Raw genomic sequence first — 25,685 nt, forward strand, 5'->3', positions numbered from 1 at the left:
GATTTTTCTGTTGAACGATTCCCTGCCTACAGGGTCGAGAGGAAGTTCTCGATGACGTCGTGGCCAACGGCCGTCAGGACGCTTTCTGGATGGAACTGCACGCACTCGAGTGGGTACTCGCGGTGGCGCACACCCATCACGAGCGTCTCCGAGCCGTGTTCGGCCGTCGCCGACACCGCGAAACAGTCGGGCACCTCGGTGGCGACCAGCGAGTGATAGCGGCCGGCCCGAAAGCCCTGCTCGAGTCCCTCGAAGACGCCCTCGCCGTCGTGGTCGACCGCCGAGGCCTTGCCGTGGATCGGATCGGGGGCCCGCCCGACGGTGCCGCCGTAGGCGTAGACGGCGGCCTCGAGTCCGAGACAGACGCCAAGCGTCGGAATCTCGCTGAGTTCCTCGAGTACGTCCATCGTAACGCCGACGTCGCGATCGTTTTTCGGATGCCCCGGCCCCGGACTGATGACGATCGCGTCGGGGTCGACGGCGCGGACGTCCTCGAGCGAGGCGGTGTTTTTCAGAATCTCGGTCTCGGTGCCCGGCAGTTGGCTGACGTACTCGACGAGGTTGTACGTAAACGAGTCGTAGTTGTCGATGAACAGGACCGTCAGCGCCGCTGCATCCGCGTCGACAGCCGACTGCTCGCTCGTCGCGTTCATCGGCTCACCTCCGGTGTCGTCTCGACGGCTCCGCTTGAGTCGTCATCGCTGCCGTCGGCAGATATCTCGATCGCCTCGAGGGCTGCGAGCACGCCGCCCATCTTCTTCTCCGTTTCCTCGTACTCGGCCTCGGGGTCGCTGTCGGCGACCAATCCAGCACCGGCCTGGACCGTAATCCGGTCTCGATCTGCCTCGTGTTCAACCGTTGCCGTCCGAATCACGATCGCGAAATCGGCGTCGCCAGTCCAAGAGTAGTAGCCAACGCCGCCGCCGTAGAGCCCGCGTGGCTCGGCCTCGAGGTCGTCGATGATCTCCATCGCTCGGATCTTCGGCGCGCCCGAAAGGGTTCCGGCGGGGAACGACGCACGGGTCGCATCAAAGGCATCGGCGTCCGCTGCCAACGCTCCGGTCACGGTCGATTCGATATGCTGGACGTGGCTGTATTTGAGGACGTTCATGAACTCGTCGACCCGGACCGAGCCAGCCTCGGAGACCCGACGCACGTCGTTTCGGGCCAGATCGACCAGCATCGTGTGCTCGGCGCGCTCTTTCTCGTCGGCCAGCATCTCGCCAGCCAGCCGACGGTCCTCGACGGGACTCGAGCCCCGGTCACAGGTCCCGGCGATGGGGTTGGACATCACTTCGCGCCCGCGCACGGAAACAAGCGTTTCAGGACTCGCGCCGACGACGGTCAGATCGCCGTGGTCGAGCAGATACATGTACGGCGAGGGGTTGACGTCGCGCATCGCCTCGTAGAAGCCGAGCGGGTCGACGTCGCCGTAGAGCTCTCGCGTCCGGGAGATAACACCCTGGTAGATGTCGCCGTCGAGGACGTGTTCTTTCGCCCGACGGACGCTCTCCTCGTACTCGGCTTTGGGGCCGGCGATCTCTTCGTCGCGGACGAATCCGCCCGTTTCCGGTGGCTCGGCCGTCTGCAACGTCTCTGCGACCGCGCGTGCCTCGGCTCGAATCTCGTCGTAGACCGCGTCGGGATCGGCGTCGGCCTCGAGGATCGGCGTACAGACCAGCGAGACGGTCCCCTCGTGTTCGTCGAACGCGAGCGTCTTCGTCGTCAGCACGAACTGGGCGTCCGGGAACCGCGAGTCGGGTCGCTCGAGGCCGACTTCCTCGAGCCAGAGGTCGTAGACGGCGTCGTAGGCGAGAAAACCGACCAGCCCGCCGGTCAGATGCTGGCGGTCGTGATCGGGCGCGTTCGGGAAGTCGACATCGGGCATCGCCGCCCGGAGCGCATCGACGGTGTCGCCGTCGACATCCGTCTCGAGGAGATCAAGCGGCGCGTCGTCGGTCAGCGCCTCGACGGTCGTCCCCTCGGGTTCGACCGTGACGACGGCGTCAGGATCGTAGCCGACGTAGGAGTAGCGCGCGTGGCGGTCCGCTCGCGTCGAACTCGGGCGGAATGCGCCGTCCGGATCGCTCGAGGCGGTTTTCTCCGCGCTCTCGAGTAAGAAGGCGTACGACGATCGCTCCCGGTCGCTCGAGGGCGAGCGGCCGGTGAGGGCGGCGTAGGCCGCAAGCGGCGTCGTCTCGACGTCGAGGGTGGCGACGGTTCGGACGACTGCTGGCCGGTCCTCGCGGTCGCCTGCATACTCGCAGAAGGTCTCGCGGTCGATATCTAGCGTCGGCGTCGGGTTCGATGAGGGGGCTGAGTCAGTCATGGGTGATGGGACGAGTCCGGCTCTACTGCTCGAAGGGCGGTCGTTGCTCGGTCGACGAACGAGTGTACTGCGGTCGGGTCCTTGCTGCCGTCGTCGGCTTCGACCCCACTTGCGGCGTCGACGGCGAACGGCTCGACTGCTCGGACCGCGTCCGCGACGTTGTCTGGGGTGAGTCCACCGGCGAGGATCAACGGCGACTCGAGGTCGGCAGCAGCCTGTCGGGTTCGCCCCCAGTCGTGGGTCTCGCCGGTTCCGCCACCGCCGTCCTCGCCCGGCGTATCGACGAGGAGGGCATCGACGACGTCGTCGTAGGCGGCCGCGTTCGTCGCGTCGTCGGCATCGACCGCGTACAGTAGCCGTGCATCGATGGTCGATCGCAAACGATCGAGGGCGTCTGGCTCGAGGCCGCCGTGGATCTGGAGGACATCCGGTCCGACCGCATCGACCAGCTCGCGTGCGTGGTCGGGGTCGGACGGCATCGTCACGAGCACCGTCGTCACGAACGGTGGTGTGGCCGCGACGAGGGCTCGAGCCTGATCGACTGAGACCTCTCGTGGCGTGTCGACGGGAACGTCACAGATGAGTCCGACCGCGTCGACACCGGCGTCGACGACCGTCTCGAGGTCAGCTTCGGTCGTCAGTCCACAGACCTTGACGCGCGTCATTGGTGGGTTTGTTCCGAGACGCCCGTGCAGAGCCGTTCGAACTTCGTCGCTGCGTCGCCGGACTCGATCGCCTCACGTGCGGTATCGGCACCGTCCTCGAGCGAGTCGGCCTCGCCCGCAACGTAGATCGCTGCGCCCGCGTTCGCGAGGATGACGTCGCGCTTTGCGCCCGTCACGTCGCCCTCGACGATACCGCGCATGTCGTCGGCGTTTGCCTCGGGCGAGCCACCTGCGATGTCCGTGATGTCGTGTGCCTCGAGGCCGAGATCGGTTGGCTCGAGCGAATACTGCTCGACGTCGTCGCCGTCGACTTCCGCGACAGTGGTCTCGCCGTGGATGGCGATCTCGTCGGTGCCCGCGCCGTGGACGACCAGCGCGCGGTCGACATCCATCCGGGAGAGCGCCGCCGCCAGCGTCGGGACGAGATCGGGGTCGTAGACGCCGACGACCTGTGCGTCCGCGCCCGCGGGGTTCGTCAGCGGTCCGAGAATATTAAAGACCGTTCGCATGCCGAGTTCCTTTCGCGGGCCGATGACGGCTTTCATCGCAGGGTGGAACACCGGCGCGAGCATGAACCCGATCCCATCGCGTTCGATCGCGTTCTCGACGGCCGGTGGCTCAGCCTCGACGTCGACGCCAGCGACCTCGAGGACGTCCGCGCTGCCAGATGACGAGGAGACGGAGTAGTTGCCGTGTTTAGCGATCGGGACGCCAGCGCCGGCGGCGACGATCGCGCTCGTCGTCGAGACGTTGATCGTATCGTAGTCGTCCCCGCCCGTCCCGCAGGTGTCAACCAGCGGCTCCCGGTCAGGTGCGATCGTTCGGGCTGCCTCGCGCATCCCTTCCGCGAAGCCGGCGATCTCCGCTTCCGTCTCGCCTTTTGCACGCAGTGCAGCAAGCAGTGCGCCGATCTGTGCTTCCGTTGCGCCCTCGAACACCGCTGTTGAGGCCGCTCGAGCCTCCGTTTGTGTAAGGTCCTGGCCGTCAGTCACCCGTTCGACGTATTCCTGCATAGTGAACACCAATGTACGTAGTTGTCTTATAATGCCCAAATCAGTACATCGACTTAAACGTGTCGCCGGGATGTGTGGGGCTCACTCTCGAAGGGCATTCGATTCGAAACCTTCAATTACCGTGGCGGGCAACGATTGAATGCAGACAAGGTGGCGACGGACGCCACGAAAGCGAAACCAGGCGGGTTGGTGGTCTAGTCTGGTTATGACACCTCCTTGACATGGAGGAGGCCGGCAGTTCAAATCTGCCCCAACCCATTTCTGACGGAACAATAACCGACAAGCGACGCGAGTCGTTTGGTTTGAAAATATTCTGCAGTTCGAATCAGACGAGTTACACACCGCGACCAACCGCGAGCACGTCTCGAGAGGAGGCAAACCTGTGCGATTTGATTTCGGCTTCGAAGACGGTTCCGCTGTAGTGCGTCGCTTCTTTCGAGTCCTGTCACATACACCCATACTCTGTCGCAACCGAACGGTAGAAACGTGCGAGTCGACTCGAGCCGTGTATGGAGGTACTCGGCCGGCTGGTGGCGTTGCTCGTCGTCTTGCTGCTTGGGACCGGACTGCGAGCCTCCGGTGTTCTCACTGCCGGCCGGACGGCACGACTGAACGCTGTTGCTTACTACATCGCGCTGCCGGCGCTGCTGTTCGTTTCCACGTACGATCAGGCGATTGGCCAACTCCTCTCGCCGGCGCTGTTTCTGGGTCTTCTCTTCGTGTTGTTTACGACGGTGGGGATTGCGTGGCTCGTCCACCGCAACCGGGACTCGAAGGGCCGCCAGAGCGTGGCCGTCATCCAGTCGTATCACTCGAACATCGGTTATCTCGGCGTGCCGCTTATTGCGGCGACGTTCGACCCGGCGGTAACGGCGATCGCGAGTGTGATTCTCGGGGTCGTGACGCTGGCCCAACTACCGCTGTCGGTGCTGATTTTGTCGACGCTCAACGGTGCTGATGCGGCGCTTGGCCCCAAACTGCGAGGGTTGGCGAAAAATCCCGTGTTGCTCTCGTTGCTCGTTGGACTCACGGTTGGGTCGGTCGGCCTCACGGTTCCCAGCCCTGCCGCAACCGGACTCGACGCAGTCGGCTCGCTGGCGCTGCCGCTGGCACTGCTTTGTGTCGGGGCCTCGCTCGAGATCGATCTGCCGGCGATCGATTACGGTGCGACCGGGTCCGTTGTCGCGCTGAAAATCGTCTGTATGCCAGCGCTCGCGTGGGTCGTCTTCTCCGCGCTAGCTGTCGATACGGCGACGTTTACTGCGGCTGTCGTGATGTTCGCCACGCCGACTGCGGTCTCGACGTTCGTCTTCGCCGCCGAACTCGGCGGTGACACGGAGTTTGCGTCACTGAACGTCTTCGTCACGACGCTCGTCTCGATGGGGTCGTTGTTTCTGCTGATTTCGCTGGTCGGGTGACGAAACACGAACTGCCAGACCGCCCACGGCGATGAGAGCTGCTGAGAGGCGGCCTATCCACCGAAGAACCGCTTGATACGGCCAACGAATCCGACTGCTTCGTCCTGCGTGTCGTCCTCGTCACTCGAGTCGTCCTCGTCGCGGTCGATCGAACCGGCGAGCGGCCCGGCGTCATCGCCGAGGTCGGCCGTTGTCGACTCGCTCCCGCTGTTCGAGGATGTCGACTGTGCCTGCGTCGCCTCGAGGTCATCCATCGAGAGCTCGATTTCGTCGACTGCTGGTGTCGCCTCCCGTCCCGTCCCCGCTTCGGCGGCCCGGACGTCCGCGCCGGTGACGGTGCCGTCTTCGATTCGGGCCGCGAGTTCCTCGAGCGAGGTGTCATCGTCAAGATCCGTGTCGTCGGGGATCGCCGTTGCCGCCGCATCGATGGCTGCCGCGGAGTCGGCATCAGTGGTCCCGGTGTCGTCGGGAGCTGGTTCGGTCGGTGTTGGTGCCGTGTCCGTCGAGTCGCTAGGCGTCGACTCGGCGCGGTCACCGTGTTCTCCCGTGGCGGCCGACTGACTGCTGTCCTCGCTGGCGTCGTCGCTGTCGACTGTGTCGGCCGCTGGAATGTCGGTTTCGTCGAACTCGGTCGTCACGGGCTCGGCCGTATCGGTCGTCGTACCGTCGGCTGCGTTGCTCGAGTCGTCAGCCGCCGATTTCGTCTCGTCGAGCGAAGCGAGGATGTCGTCGACGCTTTGCTCGGAGACGACGCGTTGTGGGCCGCCGCCGGGTTCGAGCGTCTCGCTCGAGTCGCTGTCAGCGTCGGTTGACTCACTCGAGTCGGCTCCAGACTCGTCAGAGGAGGGCTGCTCGTCGCTCATTGTGCACGTCTGTCCCTGCCGAGACTATAACTGTTCCCCAGTGGGATTGTCTCGACGCCCGACCGAAACCGGAAACGAAGGTGGCTTTGAGAGTAGACTGCCGGTTTAGGCTGGCTCTTCGGCCAGCGTTGGTTTCGAAAGCACGACGTTGAGCACGGCACCGAAGAGGATCAACATGCCGGCGAAGTAGAGCCAGGTCACGAAGAGCAACACGGCGCCGACTGCACCGTAGGCCTGATACTGACCGGCGTTGGCGGCATAGAGCTGAAACCCGACCTGAAGAATCGTCCAGCCGACAGCGGCGAAGACAGCACCGGGAAGGATGTCGATGACTGTGACTGGAATCGGTGGCAACACGTAGTAGATCGGCACGAAGACGAGGATAAGCCCGACCAGCAGCGTGATCCAGCTCAACAGACCAGCAAACGGCACGAAGTCGGCGGCGAGTCCGAGGATCGTTCCGATCACGATCATCAACACGATCGCACCTACGCCCGCGACGATTACGGTGAGGCCGTCTTTGATCTGATCGATCAGGGAATCCTCGGCGACCTCGTCGTAGACCTTATCGAACGCGAGGCTGAGACCGCGAAAGACCTTGAGCGCACCCCACGTGGCGACGGCTAGTGCGACGACGGTCGCCTCTGCGCGTCCGGATTCGGTCGTCAACGCGCTGGTGACGAGGTCCTCGCCCGCTTCGGGAAGGAAGTCGCCGGCGACGAGAATGAGCCGTTCGGCCGCGTCCTCACCGCCGAGCAACGAGCCGACGACGAGCGCAAGCAAGACGAGCGGAATCAACGAGACGAACGCGTAGTAGGCGAAGCCGGCCGCAAGGAAAGAGAGGTCGCGGTCGTTTGCCGTCCGATAAACCGACCTGAGCGTCTCAGACACGTCCATACGGGATCGAAGACGGCCACCACTAAAGGTCTGTCAGTCGGCCACAGTTTCTGTCTTCCAGTGCAGTCTCGACACCACCCGGCCTCACCACTCGACACAGAAGTTGTGTGATGCGTAGACTGCCCCGTCGTCGTCGATGTAGACGCCGACGCCGCCTCGATCCCAGGTCGGCGAGTCGCCTTCCTCGAGAATGGCTTGTCGGTGTGGAGTGGAGTTCATCCACTGATCGACGAGGCCGGTTGCAAGCGCCTCTGCGGACTGATAGTGGGCGGTGTCGTCGCCCCCAGGGGCTCCAACGGGGCGGTCGACCCACGTCTGGGCGATGTTCTCACCGTAGCCCCGACAGTAGTCGTCGACGTCGGTAAAACGCTCCATCGGCTCCTCGCCGTCGGGGTTGACGTGATCGAAGTACTCCCGATCGGCCATATCGTAGCTGTGGGCGCGGGCGACGGAGGCAACCGTGCCATCCCACTCGAGAGCCTCGAGACCGTGGTCGGCCCGACGGTCGTTGACTTCGGCGTGGACGAAGTCCTCGACAGTTTCCGACTCAACCGTCTCGACGTCGGTTTCGTAGGCCGACTGGTTCGGGTCGGCCGGATCAGTAACTGCAGGATTGCGCTCACCCGTCGGTGGTGGCTCCGAACTCGGAGCGGGGAGCGACTCAGTGTCGGTGCTGTTGGGGACGGTAAACTCATCACCGTCGATGCCGAGGTCCTCGAGGACAGTCGGTGCGAACATCGCGGTTCCGAAAGCGAGTGCCCCGATCAGGGCGACGAAGACGAAAAATCGCAACAGTGTCCGGATGACACCACGGTCAGCACTGTCGCTTTCGCTCGAGTCGTCTCCGGGACGGCGTCTTCCCATCGGCTATTGGAACGGGTGGGCGAAATAAGACGCTCGTGGTTGGTTGCAGCCACTGATAGGCGACCCATGCAGCGACGACGGTGGTTAGTCGCCGCCAAAAATCGTCTCGTGGAAGCCGATTACGAGCCCGGGAACGACCGCCATAAACAGATGCTCCTCGAGTGGAATCCCTGCGATATCGATCCCGGTTCGCAGTTTGATATCGAAGACGCCGACGGCGAGCGTGTAGCGATCCCAGACGTAGGCGATAGGATACAGTGCGAGGATCGTGATGGCGGCTTTTCGGAGCGCGTCTGCACGCCGGAGCAACAGGACGGCGATGGCACCCCAGAACAGCTCTGTCGCGAGATAGGTGTACCGACCGAGGACACTGATGTCGGGAATCATACTGTATGTACAATGGCCAGGCCAAAAACATCCGGCTTGAACCCACCCAGCTAGAACGTGCGGTATGTTCAAAACCCCGGCGTGAGTATACGCGGATAGAACGATGAATATCGCTGATATCGCCACCACGGAATATATCGAAGTCGACGTTGGTACACGCATGGGGAAGGTCCGTTCGACCTTTGACAACGGCAACCCCAAGGGAATTATTGTCACCGATGACGGTGAGTACGAGGGCGTCATCAGCGAACGAGAGGTTCTCCAGTCCCACGTAGAGGACGACGCCAAGGTGTCGGCACTGATCAAACCCAGCCGGAACTCGCCGGCACCCAAAGTCGACCGGAACGAAGACGTTCGGGAGACCGCACGCGTCCTGATCGAGAGCAACTCGAAGGTCGCGCCGGTGTTCGAAAACGGGGAACTCTGGGGTGTCATCAGCGGCGACGCAATCCTCGAGGCCGTCCTCGAGAACCTCGACACGCTCACCGTCGCGGACGTTTACTCGGACGATCCGGTTACGCTCGCGGAAGACGATGGGATCGGCAAGGCGATCAACCACCTCCGAGAGCACGGAATCTCCCGTCTGCCCGTCGTCAACGAGAACGGCTACCTCTCCGGCGTTGTCACGACCCACGATATCGCTGACTTCGCCATCCGAAAGAATCACACGACGACGACCGGCGACCGCGTCGGCGACTCCCAGCGACTGCTCGATGTCCCAATCTACGACATCATGGCCAGCCCCGTCGCGACGACGACACTCGACACGACGGCCAAAGAGGCTGTCGAGCAGATGCTCGAGCAGGATTACGCTGGCCTGATGGTCACGCCCGAGGACGACGACCGCGTCGTTATCGGCGTCGTCACCAAGACGGACGTGCTGCGTGCGCTGACGTTCACCGAAGAAGAGCATATGGACGTCCAGATCACCAACATCTCGATGCTCGATACGATCACTCGAGAGTCGATCGTCCAGAGCATCGAGCAGGTCTCTGATAAGTACGCCGACATGCAGGTGATGCACGCCCACGTGCGCTTCCACGAGCACAACGAGACGCTCCGTGGCACCCCGCTCGTCCAGTGTCAGGTCCGCCTGCGGACGAACAAAGGCCAGGTCGCCGGCACCGGCGAAGGCTACGGCGCGGAGAACGCCTTCCGCGTTGCCATCGACAAACTCGAGCGCAACGTTTTAGAGATCAAAGGCATCACGAGCGACGAGGAGTACCGCGGTCAGCTCCTGCGCAAGCTGAACGAGCTGTAACGGGACTGGCTGCGACTGATTCTCAGTCTCCTCGCTCGACCTCGAGACTGACCGTTTTGTGTACGTCTCGAGCCGAGCGAGCCACCTCCACGGTGTACGTGCCGGGATCGACCGTCCACCCTCGATCGAGGTCGTAGCGACCGAGCGCACGTGACTCGAGGCCGAGGTCAACGGTCCGCGCCTCGCCGGCCTCGAGTGCAATCGATTCGAACCCTGCGAGTTCACGTGTTGGACGCTCGACCGGCGACGATTCCGGCGGCCGGACGTACGCCTGTACGACCTCGCGACCGGGTCGGTCGGCGACGTTTTCGACGGTCACATGAACCGTCCGCCCGTCGACGACCGTCGCGTCTCGATACGAAACGTCCGCGTAGGTGTGGCCGTGTCCGAACGGATACGTCGGCTCCGCATCGACGCCGTCGGCGTCGAAGTGGCGATAGCCAATGAACACGCCTTCCTCGTACTGTGCCTCGCCGTCCACGCCGGGATACCGTCGCTGCTCGCTCGCAGGGTAGGCTACCTCGGGCGCGAACGTCACAGGTAGCCGTCCCGACGGATCGCGGTCGCCGTACAGCACCGAGGCGATCGCCGCGCCATCCGCCTGTCCCGGATACCACGCCTCGAGGATCGCATCGACATCGTCACGCCACGGGAGTTCGACAGGACCGCTCGAGGCGACTACGACCACCGTCTCGTCCGCCGCGGCGGCGACCGCCTCGACCAGTTCGTCCTGCTCGCCGGGTAATCGAAGCGAGTCGCGGTCTTTGGCCTCCGTCGTCCTGTCGCGGACGAAGACGACGGCGACGGCGGCGTCTCGAGCCGCCTCGACGGCTGCGTCGACGCTCGGTTCGGCTGCGTCGACACCGACCGGCTCCGCGGTGGTTGTCTCGTCCTCGGCAGCTGACTCGGCTTTGCCGTCACCGACGAACGGCAACACGTCGAACAGCGAGAGGGCCGGAACCGTGTCGACGCCACGGGCGACCGTGACCGTTCCATCGGCGCGCGCGCGCGGATTCCCTCCGCTGGGCTTGTCGATTGGAACGGCGTCGTCTCGGAGGACCCTCCGCCACCGAGTGTCGCCTCGTGGACGTTCGGCCCGATGACGGCGACGTCCGTCTCCTCTGCGAGCGGGAGCACGCCGTCGTTCTCGAGCAAGACGGTTCCGCGTGCGGCGAGTCGCTCGGCGAGGCGGCGGTGGGCTGGCGTGTCGAGTGCACCCTCTCGCTCGAGTGAGGCGGCGCCGGTATCGGTGGCGGGATCCTCGAGGTGACCGATTCGCTCGCGTTGCCCGAGGAGTCGCCGAACCATGTCCTCGAGTCGGTCAGGCTGGACCTCCCCAGCGTCGATGGCGGCCGCGAGCGGGTCGCCGAACAGTCCCGCGCGGGTTCCGTCGGGGAGCCCACTCATGATCTCGGCGGCTTCGCCCTCGAACTCATCCGGTGAGGGCCACTGGTCGTCCGACTCGTCGCCGGCTGCGACGCCCGGCATCTCGAGATCCAGTCCGGCGGTCGCTGCGCCGACAGTACTTTTGGTGCCGTACCAGTCCGAGACGACGTAGCCGTCGAACCCCCACTCGTCTTTGAGCACGTCGCCGACGAGGCGGGTGTGATCGCTCATGCGCATGCCGTTGACCCGATTATAGGCCGTCATTACGGAGCCAACACCGGCTTCGACGGCGGCCCGAAACGGTCGCAGGTACAGTTCGCGAAGCGTTCGCTCGTCGACCTCGCTGCTGACGCTCACGCGGTCGGTTTCCTGATTGTTCGCGACGTAGTGTTTGACCGTCGCGATCACGTCCTCGTCGTGGATTCCAGTGACGGCACCGACGGCGAGTCTCGAGGCCACCACCGGATCCTCGGAGTAGTATTCGAAGTTTCGGCCACAGTGTGGCACCCGAATCAGGTTCGCCCCAGGCGCAAGCAGCGCGTCCTGGCCGAGCGCTCGTGCCTCTCGGGCCATCGCTGCCCCCTTCTCGCGCGCGAGGTCGGGATCGAACGTCGCTGCGACGGCAATCGGGGCCGGAAACGCCGTCGCTCGCTTTCTTTCGGCTCGAACCCCGAGTGGGCCGTCGACCAGCCGATACTCGGAAATCCCGAGTCGCTCGACACCCGGGAGATACCCCGTCGCCGTCCCCTCTGGATCGTCCATCCCGCGAACCAGCTGTAGCTTCTCCTCGCGAGTCAACTCCGTCAGTAACTGTTCGACGCGGGCAGACGAATCGTGCATGCTACCGTGTCCAGACCGATACCGGGTAACTGTTCGGGAGGTGGCTACCGAGAGCAGTCAGCGCCGTGGCGATTCGGCACCGCCCTCGAGGCCGCGATCCGTAATGCGGAACTGGACCGACTCGCCGGCCGGCTTCGACCGGTGTTTCTCGAGGGTCGCCCGCCGCTTCCCGCCGCGGAATCGCTCGAGTCGGAGGACGACGCCGGTCCAGTGCTCGAGTGTGTTTCCACCGAGCGCGCGCGTGCGATCGGCGTCGGGGTCCGAAAAGACCTGGTTCGTGAGCACGACCGCCAGATTGTGTTTGCGTGCCAGTGAGAGGAGATGGGTAACCTGCCGGGCAACGCTGCGCAGCGCCTCGCCTTCGTCACCGTCTGCGGTTCGCTCGAGGCGATAAAAGCCGGTCGCGCTGTCGAGGACGATCAGATCGGCCTGCTGGGCGAACCCCTCGGCGTCGCGGACGGCTTCGGACTGCTCGTCGAAATCGAGCGCGTCCTCGATGACGATGCGGGAGGCGACGGCTTCGACGTCTTCGTCGTCGACGTGGGCCGACAGCAGTTGCTGAAAGCGGTCAACGGAAACACCTTCGGTATCGATGTAGACGGCAGTACCTCCGGCGACGGCCGTTTCGACGGCTGCGGACAGCGCCAGGTTCGTCTTGCCCGCGGCTGGCGGGCCGTATAGCTGCGTGACGGTCCCACGTTCGAACCCCCCGCCGAGCAACTCGTCGACCGGGCGACAGCCGGTTGAGATCGCCTCGTCGTTCACAGGTTGAGTTGGCAGGTTACGTGCAAAAAGGCCCCGAAACCGGCTGGTCGAGTCGCACCCGGAGACCGTCGCCGACCGAGTTCGTGTACGTTTATTCACGCTCGCGTCGAAGGCGACGATGTGATCGTCGTCGCCACTGAAGATTTCGAAGTGTACCACGGCGTCGTCACCGAACTCCGCGAGCGCGGGACCGAGTTCACGACCGTCGAACCCGACACGGGGGTACCGGACCACACCACGGTCGTTATTACTGGCCCCGAGCACGCCGACGCGTTCGAATCCGTGACGACGATCGTCGCGGAGCCGGATGCGCCCAGACGCGCCGTCGATCAGGCGCTCGCTGCGGCTCGAGGGAACGGTGGCCGCACAGTCATCGGTGTCGACCCGGGCCGCAACCCCGGGATCGCCGTCCTTGCAGGCGAGATGGTCGTCGCCGCCTTTCAGGTGCCACTGGCCAACGCGGTCGACGTGATTCAACGCGAAGCCGCCGACGCCACCTCACCGATCGTCCGCATCGGTGATGGCTCGCGTCTCCAGGGGTCGAAACTGGTCAACGACCTCGAGGACGTCCCGGTCGAACTCGTCGACGAGACGGGAACGACACCCTATCTCGGGACGGGCGCGCGAGGGATGGGTGATGTGCTCGCAGCCGTCAATATCGCTCGCCTCGAGGGCGAACCCGTCGAGACACGCGAGATCGATCCGACGGCGGGCGAGCTTCAGGCGATCAAGGACCGCTCGCGCGAACAGAGCGAGAACAACCGGGCGATCGATGAACTGCTTGCCCGGCGGGTCGCCACGGGAGAGTTAACGATCGACGAAGCGCTCGCGGAACATCGAAACAACGGCAGTGGCGGCCACGCTGACTCCCACGGGTCGGGAGCAACGGATGAGTAACGACGTGGACGTAGGGGTCGGGACAGGCGTCATCGACAGCTTCTGCGACCGTCGTCAGTTGTGACTCGTCTCGAGTGGATATCACGACGTCCGCCAACATACCGCAAGTTATCCCGAAATGACAGCCATCCACGGTCGCGATAAAGAGGAAAACAGTCGGCCGAAGCAGTGATTACGCGCCGATTCCGACGTTTGTCGCGGAAACTGCACCGAACTGGATGTTCTGGTTCTCTTGCATGGAGATCTGTGTGGTGTCTGCACTGCCACCGTCTTCAGCCACCGCGATTGCAGCATGCTGTTCGTTGATGTTCTGCTGGCTCACGAACTGGACCTGCTCGATTGCAGCCGTTGCATCCTGCGTGACGTCGCTCGTCTGCTCCGCGCTGGTGTCGTAGTCGTATGACATGCCCGGCGCGTCTTCGACATCGTCGCCGCCGACGGTGACGGTCGTGCTCGAGGTCTGCATGTCGCCATCGTACAGGTAGCCTGGTGATGCGTACACGTTGAGCGCATCAGCGTAGCCGATCTGGGCGTTGTAGTTGCGCTGGTCGGCCATCTGGACGGCGGTGGCTTCACTGTCGTCTGTCGCGATTGCCATCGCCGTGTTCTGAAGGTTGACGTTCAGCTGTTCAACGCTCTGTTCCTGGTCAACACCGGCTGTTGCGGACTGGTCATCTTTGTCCTTCTTGTCGTGTTTCGGCATCTCGGTGTCGACGACGCTGCTGCCGCCGTCGGCACTTGCGGTCGCGACGTTCATGCCGCCCATCGACGCGAAGAGGTTTTCGGCACTCGCAGAGCCGATCTGTTCGTTGAGGTTGGTCTGATCAGTCACCTGGATCGCCGTTGCGGTGCTGTTCTCGCCGACGGCGATGGCGACAGCGCCAGCCTGTTCGTTAATATTAGCCTGTTCGACTGCTTGCTCTTGGGCCAGCAAGGAACTCGCGTCCTGTTCTGCGTACTCACCGCCACCAACGTAGACGTTGGATGCGTTCGCAGCTCCCTCCTGTCGGTTCTCGTTGTACTGCGTGGTTTGCTGGAGGGCGGTTGCGTCACTGTTGTTGTGTGCGAACGCGAACGCGGTGCTCTGTTCGTTGTAGTTCTGCTGTCCCACGTCTTGGCTCTGGAGGACGCTCGCTTCTGCTGACTGGCTGATCGTCGTCTTGTCACCCTTCTTGTCGGCGACGCCCCAGCCATCGAACTGCTTGTCGTCACCGTTACCGAGCACGAGATGGACGTTTCCGACGTTCTCGAACTGCGTCTCGTGGCTGTGAGCGACCTCGTTTTCGGCGGACGCCTCACCAGTCTGTGCGTTGGCGTTGAGCTGGTTGGCTTCCTGAACTGCGGTTGCCTCACCACCGTCGATAGCGATGGAAACCGCCTCGCCTTGCTCGTTGATGTTCACCTGATCGACATCCTGGTGCTGGATGACTTCGGTGTCAGAAACCTGGTCTGCAGCGTGTTCTTCGACGTACTCTTCGAGTGACTTCTCGCCGAGGTCAGCGCCGAAGACCAGATACAGGTCTTCGCCGTCCTCGAGCGCGTGCACTGCCTGGTTGGTTGCGTCGCCGTTGTCGCCGGCCATCGCCGCGGGAGCGCCGGCGGCGAGCATTGATATGGCAACGATACATGCCATTAAAACTGTCGTATACCGTGATCGTTTCGTCGGTGAGTCTGTCATGTGTTCTGTATTGAATTTCGCGAGTGTCTTTTTTGCTGAGTCTATTCGACGCAAACAGTCATAGCCGAATGATAGACTTTGTTATCAACAGGTTGGAGACCGTATGAGTTAGCCTACTGATTGGAACGGACCTACTTTTCCGAGAAATCGGCACCTAAAACCGGCTGCTGTCGGGCGGTTTCGGTGTTCGACGGAGCAATCCGGGTTCGCGGGCCACGATCGAGCATCGGCCGACACGTCGCCGACACTGATCGTCGATTACGGCGATGGTGATTCGCGCCGTCGTTTCACCGACGAAATACGGGACTACCGATTGACTCGAAACCAGCGATCGGTTCGGTATCGGTCGCTCGAGTCGCGACTGCCGGTGGGAAGGAACTGATACCAGCGCCGCGACGACTACTACCGTATAGATCGGCAACTGACGGACGCGATCACAACGCGATATCGTTCGCCGCTACTGCGGTCGACACGAATACTGCACGGACCGCTGTCCGTATCAACGACGGTGTTTCGACGGATGGCGTTCGGTTCTGCTCCCTCTTTCACGTTTACTGATCGTTCCGTTACTGCTGATTATTGCGACCGATAACTGGGTGTTTCACCGGTCTTACACCTTCGATTTCCGGGACGGCGCGGAATCAATTTGAGTTGACAGTCAACGAGCAGAGAAAATGTATACCTCGATATAAGATTTTTTTCTCGAGTAAGGGTTCTCATCCGCCGATTCTTACAGATCACAATATCGGCTGTACGCCGAAAGCGTTCTACGGTTTAATACAGAACCCAGGTGTTGCCACGACTGGGCAACACGGCGCATTGGCGCTCGAGAACGCCGAATTTGCACGCTGAGCGACGCAAATCGGTGGGCAGGTAGAGCTGGACTCGAGCGTTCACGCGTGTGGTGCCCGGACAATCCATAACAATGAAACGCGCACTCGCGATGCTACTGACGGTCGCAATGGTCGGCAGCCTCATGTTCATGGGGTTCGCCGGAACAGCAGCTGCACAGGATCAGAGCGCAGACCAGGATGCTGATATCAAACAGGGTGCCTCTGCCACGAACGCGCAGAGCCAGTATGTGGGTCAGGAAAATGTCAACGCCGGTGATGAAATAAACATCGCCTATGCTGACGATGACGGTGACGCTACCGCGGGCAGCTCTGTGACACAGTCCAACGACAACTCACAGACTGCTGACGCTACCGCCACTAACACTGCGGACATCAACCAGAGCATCAACCAAGACTTCGAGGACGACTTCCCGTTCTTCTAAACTGAACCATGAAACGCACACTCGCAATCACGCTGACGGTCGCATTGATCGGTAGCCTCATGTTCATGGGGTTCGCCGGAACAGCAGCTGCAGATGACCAGAGCGCAGACCAGGATGCGAGCGTCAGTCAGTACGCTGACGCAAATAACTACCAGGATCAGAAAGTCGCCCAGTCGAACTACAACGTAGGTGACGAGCTGAACATCGCCGTCGCTGATGATGGTAGCGCAGATGCGGGCAGTAGCGTCGACCAATCGAACTCGAACTCCCAGTCCGCTACCGCCGAGGCTACGAATAATGCCACCGTGAGCCAGGACATCGAGCAGTCGTACGAAGATGACTTCTTCGGCGGTATCTTCAGCTAAGATACCATAGTCGGACGACTTCGAATTACACCTGATTATTTTTACACTCCATATCTGTACAGATCGCAGTCTCCAGTACTCAAACGGCTGATTTGAGTGAAAATGTAGCCGTCGTAGTTAGCGACCAATAAGTTGGTTTCGGCTTCGGTGGCAGTGTTTTCACTTTCAACGGCACACCGATCACGGATCAAACATGATGATTAGTTCACTGAGTGACGGACAACGATTCTAAAACGGAAGAAGACATGAATCGGCAAACAATAATTGTACTCTCGATAGCAGCAGTCGTCACCGTGGCCGCAGCAGCGATCGCTGCCTCAGACAATCACACGAGCGACGCGACTGAGAATGATTCAACAGCTATGACCGAAACCAAACTCGAGTGGGGAACAATCACGCACGATTCCGACGACGACACCGGCACTACGGCCGTCGACGTGACTGTCGAGGCCGAAGCCGACGTCTCGGTTTCGACGATGGCGGCCCTCAACGCGACAGATGAGTATCGAGACGACACGACCGCGGGCGACGACCTCGAGACGGAGCCGTTCCCGTGGGGTGTCGTCCACTACACGACCGACGACGACACTGGCGCCACCGACGTCACGGTGATCGTCGACGCCGAAGACGACGTTTCGGTCTCCGTAACGACGCTCTCCGAAGACGGCACGCAGGAGTCGACGTCGACGGTCCACCAAAGCAGTACGACGACGGCGGGCGCAGACGGTGACGCGGGCGCGGACGTGAACGTCTCGCAGTCGACGACTGTCTCCCAGTCGTCAGTCAACGTCGAATCGAGTGCGGTCGCCCACGGTGAGGACGGCGACGACGGCGAGGACGGTAGCTCCGTCTCGATCGACATCGACTGACTCGAGAACGGATACGAATCGGTACTGATCAAAGACACCAGAGGGCACAGTTGAGGTTCTACCCACTCGAAGCCCGTTGTCCAGTTCGGGGTTCCGAACGCCTCGGAGCCTTTTCGCCGTCGATGGCGAGAGATAGCCGTGATATTCGTGTTCCGTACTCGAGAAAGTACCGTGAAACGCTGTAGTTACGCAAGTGCGCTCGGGCGCCACGCAGCGAATGATTCCCACTACCGCCTCGAAGACGGCCCCTACGACAGTCACGGTTTCGTACTGATCCATGCCAGCGACACGATATGCCGCTCGTGCGAGACGGACTAACTCACGGTAGTCACCGAACTAATTCGCGTGTGTGACAGTATGCTGGTGGTTTATTTCGATAGATCATGGAAGAACACTAATGCGTTTATGAACGAGCATTCAGCGAATCAATAACAATACCCGCATCGGCTGTGGTCGGCGTATGGTCGATTCGACCAACAGACGACGGTTCCTGGCTGCGAGTGGTATCACAGTCGTCGGTCTCAGTGGCTGTCTCGGCAGCGACGACGAGCCGGAGGAAGAAGACGAACAGACACAAGCCGACTCGAGTGACGACGAACCGAACGAAAACAACCCCAACCAGCGGACGATTCAGTGGGGTGGGCAAGGAAGCGAAAACGCGACCCAAGAGTGTGCAGAGGACGAGGTCGGCTTCTGGAAGTGGGTACTCACGCCTGGTGGACCCGAGGCCATCGAAGAGGCGACGCTCTTCGTTACCATCCAGCCGACTGATCCGAACGCAGAGCCGGTGACCCTGGAGGTCGAGGGCTTTACGCCGGGCGGTCCACGAGGGGTGTTTCAGTTCAACGTCTTCCTAGAAGGCGGTGGGACCGTCCAGAGCGCGTTCGTCGAGTTCACTGGAGGCGGAGCCAATCCTCTACTGACGATCAGCGAAGGAGAATGCAGGGAAGACGACGACCCAGTCGACGTGACGGTTATCACCGACCCCGAAACCGACGTCAACGATTCCACCGCGACGCTCAACGCGGAACTCTTTCCCTTCGAGGAGGAGTTCGATGCGGTCGACGTCTTCTTCGAGTATCGAGTCGCTGGTTCGACAGAGTGGATCCGGGTGCCAGGAGATCCCGACTCGCTCTCAGACGAAGGTGGCGAGTTCAGCGCGGAGATCCCCGTCGAGCCAAACACCGACTACGAGTTCCGGGCGGTCGCAGTCGCACCCGACGGGACGGAGTTTACGGGGGAAATCCGAACGTTCACGAAGGAAGATGAACCCGACATGACGAAGCCGACGGTCGTCACCGGCCCGGCGACCGACGTCAACGAGTCGACGGCAACCCTCAATGGCGAGCTGACCGATCTCGGCAGCTTCGGCGTGGCCGACATCGAGGTGTTCTTCGAGTACCGACCCGTCGGCACTGAAGAGTGGCTCGCGACGGAGCCAGAAACGCTCGAGGAACTCGGTCCGTTCAGCGCGGCAATCGATGTCGAACAGGGCGTCGAGTACGAGTATCGTGCAGTCGCCGTCGCGAACGACACGCGGGCGACCGGCGAGATACAGACGTTCCGAAAGGAGGTACCGGATAAGGAGCTTCCCGAAGTCGTCACCAAACCGGCGACCGAGGTGAACAAGAAGACGGCGACACTCAACGGGCAACTGCTCACGCGCGGTGACTTCGACGAGGTGCACGTCTTCTTCCAGTACCGGATCGTCGGCGCGGCGGAGTGGCTGATGACCCCCGCACAGACGCTCACCGAGCCGGGGCCGTTCAGCGTCGAGATTTCGGGACTCCTCACGGGCGTCGAGTACGAGTTCCGAGCGATTGCCACGGCAAACGATGTGGTCGTCGCCGGGCCGATCCAGCGGTTCACAAAGGAGCCGGACGAGAAAGAGCGCCGGAAGAAGGAGAAACTCGAGAAGAAGAAACACGCCTACGAGCGCAAGAAACGCGAGTACAAGAAGTACAAGAAGAAATACGAGAAAGACCAGATCGACAAGACGACCCTCGAGAAGAAAAAGCGCGCCTACGAGGACGCCAAGCACAAGTACGAGAAATACCGGAGAAAATACACGAAATACGAGCGGAAGAAAATCGCCTACAAACACGAGAAAGGCGAGTACGAGAAGTACGAGAAGAAATACGAGAAAAACCGCATAGACAAAAAGACATACGAAAAGAAGAAAGGCGCCTACAACGACAAGAAACGCGCCTACAAAGAGACAGAAAAGAAACTCGAGTGTTAAGAGGGACCAACTGATACGGATTGCCGTAACGATGTATCGGCGCAACTGCGACCTGAGTTGCGGTTGCGCCGGTAATGGCTCACAGCAGTCCGTACGAGCACCCACGTCCGTGTAATTCCCATCTTCTGTGGCCCGAAATGAGCGATCCGAACTGGTCAGTACCCAGGTCTTCTCTCACTGCGGTCGGTCGTTGCGGGCTGAGCAACATCGACAACAGAAACAACGACCCCACTGACGACAGTTCAACAGTTTCGTTGACTCTTACTCGAGGGCGAGTGACATCGAAAGTACCGTTACTCGACGGTGACGCTCTTGGCTAAGTTCCGTGGCTTGTCGATCGATCGGCCGAGTTGGTTTGCGACCCAGTATGAAACGAGTTGTAACTGGATGTTTGCCAAGATTGGAGCGAACAGCCTGTGTGTGTTCGGGATCTCCAGTACGTGGTCAGCGTGGGTGGCGACCTGCGCTGGGACGTCCGTAACTGCGACGATCGGTGCGCCACGGGATTCGACCTCCCGGACGTTTCCGAGCATCTTCTCGGCGTTCGAGTCCCCGGTAAGCATCGAGAAGACCGGGGTTCGTTCGGTCACCAGTGCCAGTGGCCCGTGTTTCAACTCACCGGCAGGGAACCCCTCGGCGTGTTTGTACGTAATCTCCTTCATTTTGAGCGCCCCCTCGAGCGCGACCGGTGCGTTGTAGCCACGGCCGATGAAAAAGTAGGCGTCTGCGTCCACGTACTCGTCAGCGACCGTCGCCGCTTGCGATGTATCGAGAATCGACTGGACCTGATCCGGGAGCGCCCGCAACGCCTTGATGAACGCACTCGAGCACGCTCCTGTCAGCGCTCGCGAGAGCATCGCCAGCGCGACCTGCTGTGAGGCGAACGTTTTCGTCGCAGCGACGCCGATCTCGGGACCGGCGCGGATGTACATCACGTAGTCCGTCTCGCGTGCTGCCGAACATCCAACCACGTTCGTCACCGAGAGCGTCTCGGCGCCGATGCGGTTTGCGGCTCGAAGCGCACCCAGGGTGTCTGCCGTCTCCCCGCTCTGTGTGACGCCGACGACGAGCGTCCCCTCGTCGACTGGGATCGCATCGACGTCGTACTCACTCGCCAGAAAGGTGTTTGTCTGTATCCCCTGTTCGCGAAATAGTCTGGCTCCATACAGTGCGGCGTGATATGATGTCCCACAGGCGACGAAGTGGACCCGTTCCGGTCGCTCGAGTCCCTCGAGTTCGTCGATTTCGATCGACGCGTCCAGCTCGCGTGGCCGCCCGCGAAGACACTCGCGGAGGGCGTGTGGCTGTTCGTTGATCTCTTTGAGCATGTAGTGATCGTATCCGCTTTTGCCTGCGTCTTCGATATCCCACTCGACGGTCTCGACCGGCATGTCGACGAGGCTGCCCTGTCCGTTAGTAATCTCGACACCCGAGGGAGTGATCGACACGAACTGCCCGTCTTCGAGATAGACGACGTTGTCTGTGTATTCGAGAAACGCCGGGACGTCACTCGCCAGAAAATAGCTGTCGTCGCCGATTCCGAGAACGAGTGGTGACTGGTGACGCGTAGCGTAGACGGCTTCGTCTCCGGAGACAACCGCTGCCACCGCATAGCTCCCCTCCAGTCGCGAAATCGCCCGCCTGAACGCCGTTTCCGGCTTGTCGCCCCGCTCGAGCGCCGCTTCGATCAGATGTGGGATCACTTCGGTGTCGGTGTCGCTTTCGAACTCGTGGCCGTCGGCCTCGAGTGCGTCGCGCAGCTCCTGATAGTTCTCGACGATCCCGTTGTGCACGACGGCAACGCGGCCGTTACAGCTCGTGTGGGGATGGGCGTTCGTATCGGAGGGTGGGCCGTGCGTACTCCATCGCGTGTGCCCGATCCCCGCAATACCCTCGAGTGTGGTCGCCGGAAGCGTCTCCTCGAGTTCCGACAGTTCGCCCTCGCTTTTATACACCGAGACGGTGGCGTTGGCGATCGCGACGCCGGCCGAATCATAGCCTCGGTACTCGAGACTCGAGAGGCCGTTCAACAGGACTTCCGACAGCGCCTCGTCTCTCCGCGTTCCAGTGTAGCCGATGATTCCACACATCAGGATCGAACCTCCGTTCCCGCCTCGAGTGTTCCACGAACCGTCGTCCCTGCTTGGATCTCCGTGCGTGGGCCGACCAGTGTGCCGGGGACGTACGTGACGCCGCCGTGATCGTGGACGCGATCGGCTAACAACGCACCCAGCGTTTCGTTTTCGAAGACACGATCCGCGACGCGAACGTCGCCGGGACCGCCGGGAATCGTCGACCCCTGACCGATTCTCACTCCCGTTCCGGTGACACACTCGGTCACCGTTGCGTTGGCTCCGATACGCGTATCGGTGTCGACGACGCTCCGTTCGACGACCGCGTTCGAGCCGACAGTAGTGTTCTCACCGAGACAGACGTTGGGGCCGACGACGGCACCCGGTTCGATAACGCAGTCCCGATCAACGATGACGGGTTCACGAATCACTACAGATTCGTGAACCGTTGCCGTCTCGTGCACGTTCCTCGTCGACTGTCTATCGATGAGGCCGGTGTTGAACAGTTCGAACGAGACATCGAGAAGATCCCATGGATACGTCGCGTCAACCCAGAGCCCCTCGGAAACCGCACCACGAACAACGTCTCCCCACTCGACGAGTTTCGAGAGCCCATCGACCAGCAAGCGTTCACCAGCCCGCGGTTCTGCCGCTCGGATGGCGTCGAACGCCACCGGCTCGAGCACGTAGATGCCCGCGTTGAGGAGATACTCCCGGTCATCGGGCGGGTCTTCTACGATCGTCGTAACCCGGTCTTCATCTACCAGAACGCCACCGTAGCCATCGACGCTCGAGCGCTGCAACAATGCGACCGTTGCGGCGGTGTCGTGTGCCTCGAGTGTGTCGCGGATGATCCGGCTCGCAGCAATCTGATCGCCGTTGACCACGAGACACGTCCCGTCGACGGCTGCTTCGGCGGCGAGGACGGCATGGCCGGTGCCGAGTTGCTTGTCTTGGGTGACGTACGTAAGCGGCACGTCCCGATAGGAGGGTCCGAAATGCGATTGGATCCGTTCCCGTTTGTATCCGACTACCACGACGATCTCGGTAATCCCTGCGTCGATGAGTTGATCGAACACGTGCTCGAGGATCGGTTTTGCAGCCGCCGGAAGCATCGGTTTCGGCCTGTTTTTCGTCAACGGATGCAATCGGTTCCCCTCTCCAGCCGCTAAGACGATCGCAGTGGTGTCGTTGTCGTTCATATACTCGTCCTTCGATATCGAAGCGTCTTTTGACCCGTCGACCGTATTGTCAATTAAATAATAAATGTGCCGATTATATTCACCACACTGCCACTGTGATCTGCTTTTTTAAACACTGAGAAACTCTCACTCGTTCCGAGACAGCAGTTGGGCAATAGCAGGACTCACGCGGTCGGGTCCACTATCCCTTGTTTCCGATTGTTCCAACTGAGTTATACTCTCGTTATCGTATTTTGTTTCTGAAAAATTCGACTGCCGGTCGCTTCCGAACGGACCCACCATCGACCCCGAGACATCAGGTCGCTGCGAGAGCGGAGATGGGATCGGGGCGTCCCCTCCACGGAAAACGTGTTTTGACGCCACTTCGCTGCCGAGCTATAGTAGCCACTGATCGTCAGCGTACACCAGATCGCACGACGGCTGCGCGATCTGTCTGTTCATCGGTCCTGTTGATACGATATCGCGTCCACAACGGACGCGATCGACCATCACTCGATTTCAATCGCCCACTCGACCTGTTCGCTGTCGACTGCCACGTCGATGTAGCCGATCCCGTTGACGTGTACCGACGTTGCACCGCGGAACTCGCCGAGGGCGTGAAACACGAGTTCGCCGCCGTCCCACACATAGTCGCTTGCGTCCCCATCTTGTGGGATCACACGCACGCGAAAACTCCCGTCCCCCTCGTGTGCTCCGCCAACCAGTGTCGTGTCGTCGAACAGAATCGGTCCCAGCCAGCCCGGGCCGGAGTTCGTCACCGAAATCGGTGGCGTCTCCGCGTCGTCTTCGTCTACATCCGGCTGCGAAAGGTGCAACTCCCACTCCCCATCGGCATCGACGTAAATCGCGTACGTTCCCTCCTCGATGAACGTGCCGGTGGTGCCATCGAACGGTCCGAACTGCGTGAGCAACGACTGTGTTTGTCCACCGTCGCGGGAGACGGCTTGAACGAAGAACTCACCCTCGCCGTCGTGTGTCGCCTCGAGAACCGCTGGCCCGCTCTCGGTCTCGAACTCGTCGGTCACTGCAACGCCGTCGCCAGCGAACTCGAGCGATGCTGACGCTGCCCGGTCGTCGTCGGCTTCCGTTTGGACCTCGGCGAGGGCCCGTCGAGAGACACCACCCATCCCCACGAGTACAGGCCCGCTAGCCACGAGCAGAGTGCGTCGGTACATACCGCTTCCTGTGAGGATCGCGTATATAATTTATCGGGATCGAAACACGATGGTAATCACGGATAACGCTGCATCTCCCGCATGACGCCAGCCGCGACCCACGGTGGGCTGAGTCCTGAAAGCCATTGTCAGTACTTCACAAAGCTGCTTACTGCGAATGTGCATAGCAAGCAGACGTTCTAATTAACCAGCTTTGTGAAGTACTGGGGCTGACATCTGACTCAAATTTACCAATCAAGCATATTACTGCCAATATATAGAGTATTACAATTCGTAACAGTCCATCGGTTTTTCGCCCTCCGTGGTCTGCCTCATATGTCGAATCGTAACTCTGGTGGTTCGGTTCGTAATCATGTATAGAAATAACACTGTCGGTGTCGTCGTCCCAGCGTACAACGAGAGCGGTTTGGTTGGCGATGTCATACGGAAACAGCCGGACTACGTCGATCGAATTTACGTCATCGATGATCGTTCAACCGACGATACGTGGACCGAGATTCTGGCGGCGGGCTCCGACGCCGGAGGCGCAATTTGCGTCGGATCGGGTGGAATAGGGCGCACAACGTGGAAGATCCCTGAGACCCAGGCAGTCGTCTACGAATCCAGCGGGCGCGTCGTTCCGATTCGTCACAGAGAGAACCGGGGCGTAGGCGGTGCGATCAAATCCGGGTACCTGCAAGCCCGTGAAGACAGAATGGATATTACAGTGACAACTGATGCCGACGACCAGATGGACCTGGGTCAAATGACCAGATTGCTAGATCCGATCGTGGACGGAAGAGCGGACTACACGAAGGGGAACAGACTGTCGTCAAGGAAACTGCAGGATTCGATGCCGACGGTGCGGTTCGTTGGAAACGTTCTTTTGACGCTCTTGACGCGTATTGCTTCCGGTTATTGGCAGATGATGGATTCACAGAACGGATACACCGCAATCTCGGCGCAGGCGCTTGAGTGCATCGACGTGGAAGACCTCTTTGAATACTATGGGCTTCGCAACGAGCTACTCGTGAGACTGAACGTCGCCAATATGAGGGTTAGAGACGTTCCGATGGAGCCCGTTTACGGCACTGAGGAGTCCCATATTAGACTCGGACAATTCATACCAAAGGTTTTGATCATGTTAATACAAAGCTTCCTTTGGCGAATGAGAACTCAGTATCTGAAATAAAAAACTGACCGGCGACCCAGAACTTCTTCATCGAACTGACTCGCCATTCG

At 61.1% G+C, this 25,685-nt stretch carries 20 protein-coding genes, 1 tRNA gene and 2 pseudogenes; 9 read left to right on the forward strand and 14 right to left on the reverse strand.

Annotated features, from left to right (window positions below; translation table 11 throughout):
• Nucleotides 1-26 precede the first annotated feature (26 nt).
• The 4 genes from trpG to trpD are packed head-to-tail and all read right to left on the reverse strand — an operon-like array spanning nt 27 to nt 4,007.
• Nucleotides 27-653, reverse strand: a complete 627-nt coding sequence (gene trpG / locus DV706_RS00055; RefSeq protein WP_006067688.1) for an anthranilate synthase component II — start codon at nt 651-653, stop codon at nt 27-29.
• Nucleotides 650-2,329, reverse strand: a complete 1,680-nt coding sequence (gene trpE, locus DV706_RS00060) for an anthranilate synthase component I (RefSeq protein ID WP_006067689.1) — start codon at nt 2,327-2,329, stop codon at nt 650-652. Before trpE ends, trpG begins: the two co-directional genes overlap by 4 nt.
• The gene (locus DV706_RS00065) at nt 2,326-2,994 is read right to left on the reverse strand and encodes a phosphoribosylanthranilate isomerase (RefSeq protein WP_006067690.1); all 669 of its coding nucleotides are present in this window, start codon (nt 2,992-2,994) and stop codon (nt 2,326-2,328) included. The genes trpE and DV706_RS00065 overlap by 4 nt, the downstream gene beginning before the upstream one ends.
• Nucleotides 2,991-4,007 carry an anthranilate phosphoribosyltransferase gene (gene trpD / locus DV706_RS00070; RefSeq protein ID WP_006067691.1) on the reverse strand — a complete coding sequence of 339 codons (1,017 nt, stop codon included), beginning with the start codon at nt 4,005-4,007 and terminating at the stop codon, nt 2,991-2,993. Before trpD ends, DV706_RS00065 begins: the two co-directional genes overlap by 4 nt.
• Before the next feature lie 183 nt (nt 4,008-4,190).
• On the opposite strand from trpD, the gene DV706_RS00075 reads away from it, so the two are divergent.
• Both DV706_RS00075 and DV706_RS00080 read left to right on the forward strand, forming a co-directional pair.
• Nucleotides 4,191-4,265: transfer RNA gene (locus DV706_RS00075), tRNA-Val, on the forward strand.
• Nucleotides 4,266-4,516: 251 nt separating this feature from the next.
• The gene (locus tag DV706_RS00080; RefSeq protein ID WP_006067692.1) at nt 4,517-5,425 is read left to right on the forward strand and encodes an AEC family transporter; all 909 of its coding nucleotides are present in this window, start codon (nt 4,517-4,519) and stop codon (nt 5,423-5,425) included.
• Nucleotides 5,426-5,478: 53 nt separating this feature from the next.
• Here DV706_RS00080 and DV706_RS00085 read toward each other — a convergent pair whose 3' ends face one another.
• The 4 genes from DV706_RS00085 to DV706_RS00100 all read right to left on the reverse strand — a co-directional run bounded on the left by DV706_RS00085 (nt 5,479) and on the right by DV706_RS00100 (nt 8,436).
• Entirely contained in the window at nt 5,479-6,288 is an 810-nt protein-coding gene (locus DV706_RS00085; RefSeq protein WP_006067693.1) for a hypothetical protein, read from the reverse strand.
• 105 nt (nt 6,289-6,393) lie between these two features.
• Complete coding sequence (locus DV706_RS00090; protein WP_006067694.1) at nt 6,394-7,185, reverse strand: YihY/virulence factor BrkB family protein; 792 nt, start codon at nt 7,183-7,185, stop codon at nt 6,394-6,396.
• Nucleotides 7,186-7,269: 84 nt separating this feature from the next.
• A complete protein-coding gene (locus DV706_RS00095; RefSeq protein WP_006067695.1) occupies nt 7,270-8,049 on the reverse strand; it encodes a CAP domain-containing protein in 780 nt (259 codons plus the stop codon).
• Between the two features lie 84 nt (nt 8,050-8,133).
• Complete coding sequence (locus DV706_RS00100) at nt 8,134-8,436, reverse strand: lycopene cyclase domain-containing protein (RefSeq protein ID WP_006067696.1); 303 nt, start codon at nt 8,434-8,436, stop codon at nt 8,134-8,136.
• Nucleotides 8,437-8,539: 103 nt separating this feature from the next.
• On the opposite strand from DV706_RS00100, the gene DV706_RS00105 reads away from it, so the two are divergent.
• Nucleotides 8,540-9,697 carry a CBS domain-containing protein gene (locus tag DV706_RS00105; RefSeq protein WP_006067697.1) on the forward strand — a complete coding sequence of 386 codons (1,158 nt, stop codon included), beginning with the start codon at nt 8,540-8,542 and terminating at the stop codon, nt 9,695-9,697.
• 22 nt (nt 9,698-9,719) lie between these two features.
• Here the strand turns inward: DV706_RS00105 and DV706_RS22425 are convergent.
• Together DV706_RS22425 and radB are read right to left on the reverse strand one after the other, a co-directional pair.
• Nucleotides 9,720-11,923: pseudogene (locus tag DV706_RS22425) on the reverse strand (beta-glucosidase).
• A gap of 57 nt (nt 11,924-11,980) precedes the next feature.
• Complete coding sequence (radB, locus tag DV706_RS00115) at nt 11,981-12,688, reverse strand: DNA repair and recombination protein RadB (RefSeq protein WP_006067698.1); 708 nt, start codon at nt 12,686-12,688, stop codon at nt 11,981-11,983.
• Between the two features lie 120 nt (nt 12,689-12,808).
• On the opposite strand from radB, the gene DV706_RS00120 reads away from it, so the two are divergent.
• Entirely contained in the window at nt 12,809-13,585 is a 777-nt protein-coding gene (locus tag DV706_RS00120; RefSeq protein WP_006067699.1) for a hypothetical protein, read from the forward strand.
• Between the two features lie 172 nt (nt 13,586-13,757).
• Here DV706_RS00120 and DV706_RS00125 read toward each other — a convergent pair whose 3' ends face one another.
• Nucleotides 13,758-15,194 carry a hypothetical protein gene (locus tag DV706_RS00125; RefSeq protein ID WP_006067700.1) on the reverse strand — a complete coding sequence of 479 codons (1,437 nt, stop codon included), beginning with the start codon at nt 15,192-15,194 and terminating at the stop codon, nt 13,758-13,760.
• 994 nt (nt 15,195-16,188) lie between these two features.
• Between DV706_RS00125 and DV706_RS00130 the strand changes: the two genes are divergently transcribed.
• The 4 genes from DV706_RS00130 to DV706_RS00145 all read left to right on the forward strand — a co-directional run bounded on the left by DV706_RS00130 (nt 16,189) and on the right by DV706_RS00145 (nt 20,015).
• Nucleotides 16,189-16,539, forward strand: a complete 351-nt coding sequence (locus DV706_RS00130) for a hypothetical protein (RefSeq protein WP_006067701.1) — start codon at nt 16,189-16,191, stop codon at nt 16,537-16,539.
• Nucleotides 16,540-16,547: 8 nt separating this feature from the next.
• Complete coding sequence (locus DV706_RS00135; RefSeq protein ID WP_006067702.1) at nt 16,548-16,904, forward strand: hypothetical protein; 357 nt, start codon at nt 16,548-16,550, stop codon at nt 16,902-16,904.
• Between the two features lie 362 nt (nt 16,905-17,266).
• Nucleotides 17,267-17,773 (forward strand): hypothetical protein, encoded by a 507-nt coding sequence (locus DV706_RS00140; protein ID WP_136350747.1) that lies wholly within the window; start codon nt 17,267-17,269, stop codon nt 17,771-17,773.
• Nucleotides 17,774-18,233: 460 nt separating this feature from the next.
• A complete protein-coding gene (locus DV706_RS00145; RefSeq protein ID WP_006067704.1) occupies nt 18,234-20,015 on the forward strand; it encodes a hypothetical protein in 1,782 nt (593 codons plus the stop codon).
• 293 nt (nt 20,016-20,308) lie between these two features.
• On the opposite strand, the gene glmS is transcribed toward DV706_RS00145, so the two are convergent.
• From glmS to DV706_RS00160, 3 genes are all read right to left on the reverse strand, one after another.
• The gene (gene glmS, locus DV706_RS00150) at nt 20,309-22,105 is read right to left on the reverse strand and encodes a glutamine--fructose-6-phosphate transaminase (isomerizing) (RefSeq protein WP_006067705.1); all 1,797 of its coding nucleotides are present in this window, start codon (nt 22,103-22,105) and stop codon (nt 20,309-20,311) included.
• Entirely contained in the window at nt 22,105-23,289 is a 1,185-nt protein-coding gene (locus DV706_RS00155; protein ID WP_006067706.1) for a sugar phosphate nucleotidyltransferase, read from the reverse strand. The genes glmS and DV706_RS00155 overlap by 1 nt, the downstream gene beginning before the upstream one ends.
• Nucleotides 23,290-23,777: 488 nt before the next feature.
• Nucleotides 23,778-24,464 carry a hypothetical protein gene (locus DV706_RS00160; RefSeq protein ID WP_240756787.1) on the reverse strand — a complete coding sequence of 229 codons (687 nt, stop codon included), beginning with the start codon at nt 24,462-24,464 and terminating at the stop codon, nt 23,778-23,780.
• Nucleotides 24,465-24,816: 352 nt separating this feature from the next.
• Here DV706_RS00160 and DV706_RS00165 point away from each other — a divergent pair.
• Nucleotides 24,817-25,629 (forward strand): annotated as a pseudogene (locus DV706_RS00165) (glycosyltransferase family 2 protein); the annotation flags it as partial.
• Nucleotides 25,630-25,685: the final 56 nt, after the last annotated feature.

This window comes from Natronorubrum bangense (genome assembly GCF_004799645.1).
Lineage (GTDB): Archaea > Halobacteriota > Halobacteria > Halobacteriales > Natrialbaceae > Natronorubrum > Natronorubrum bangense.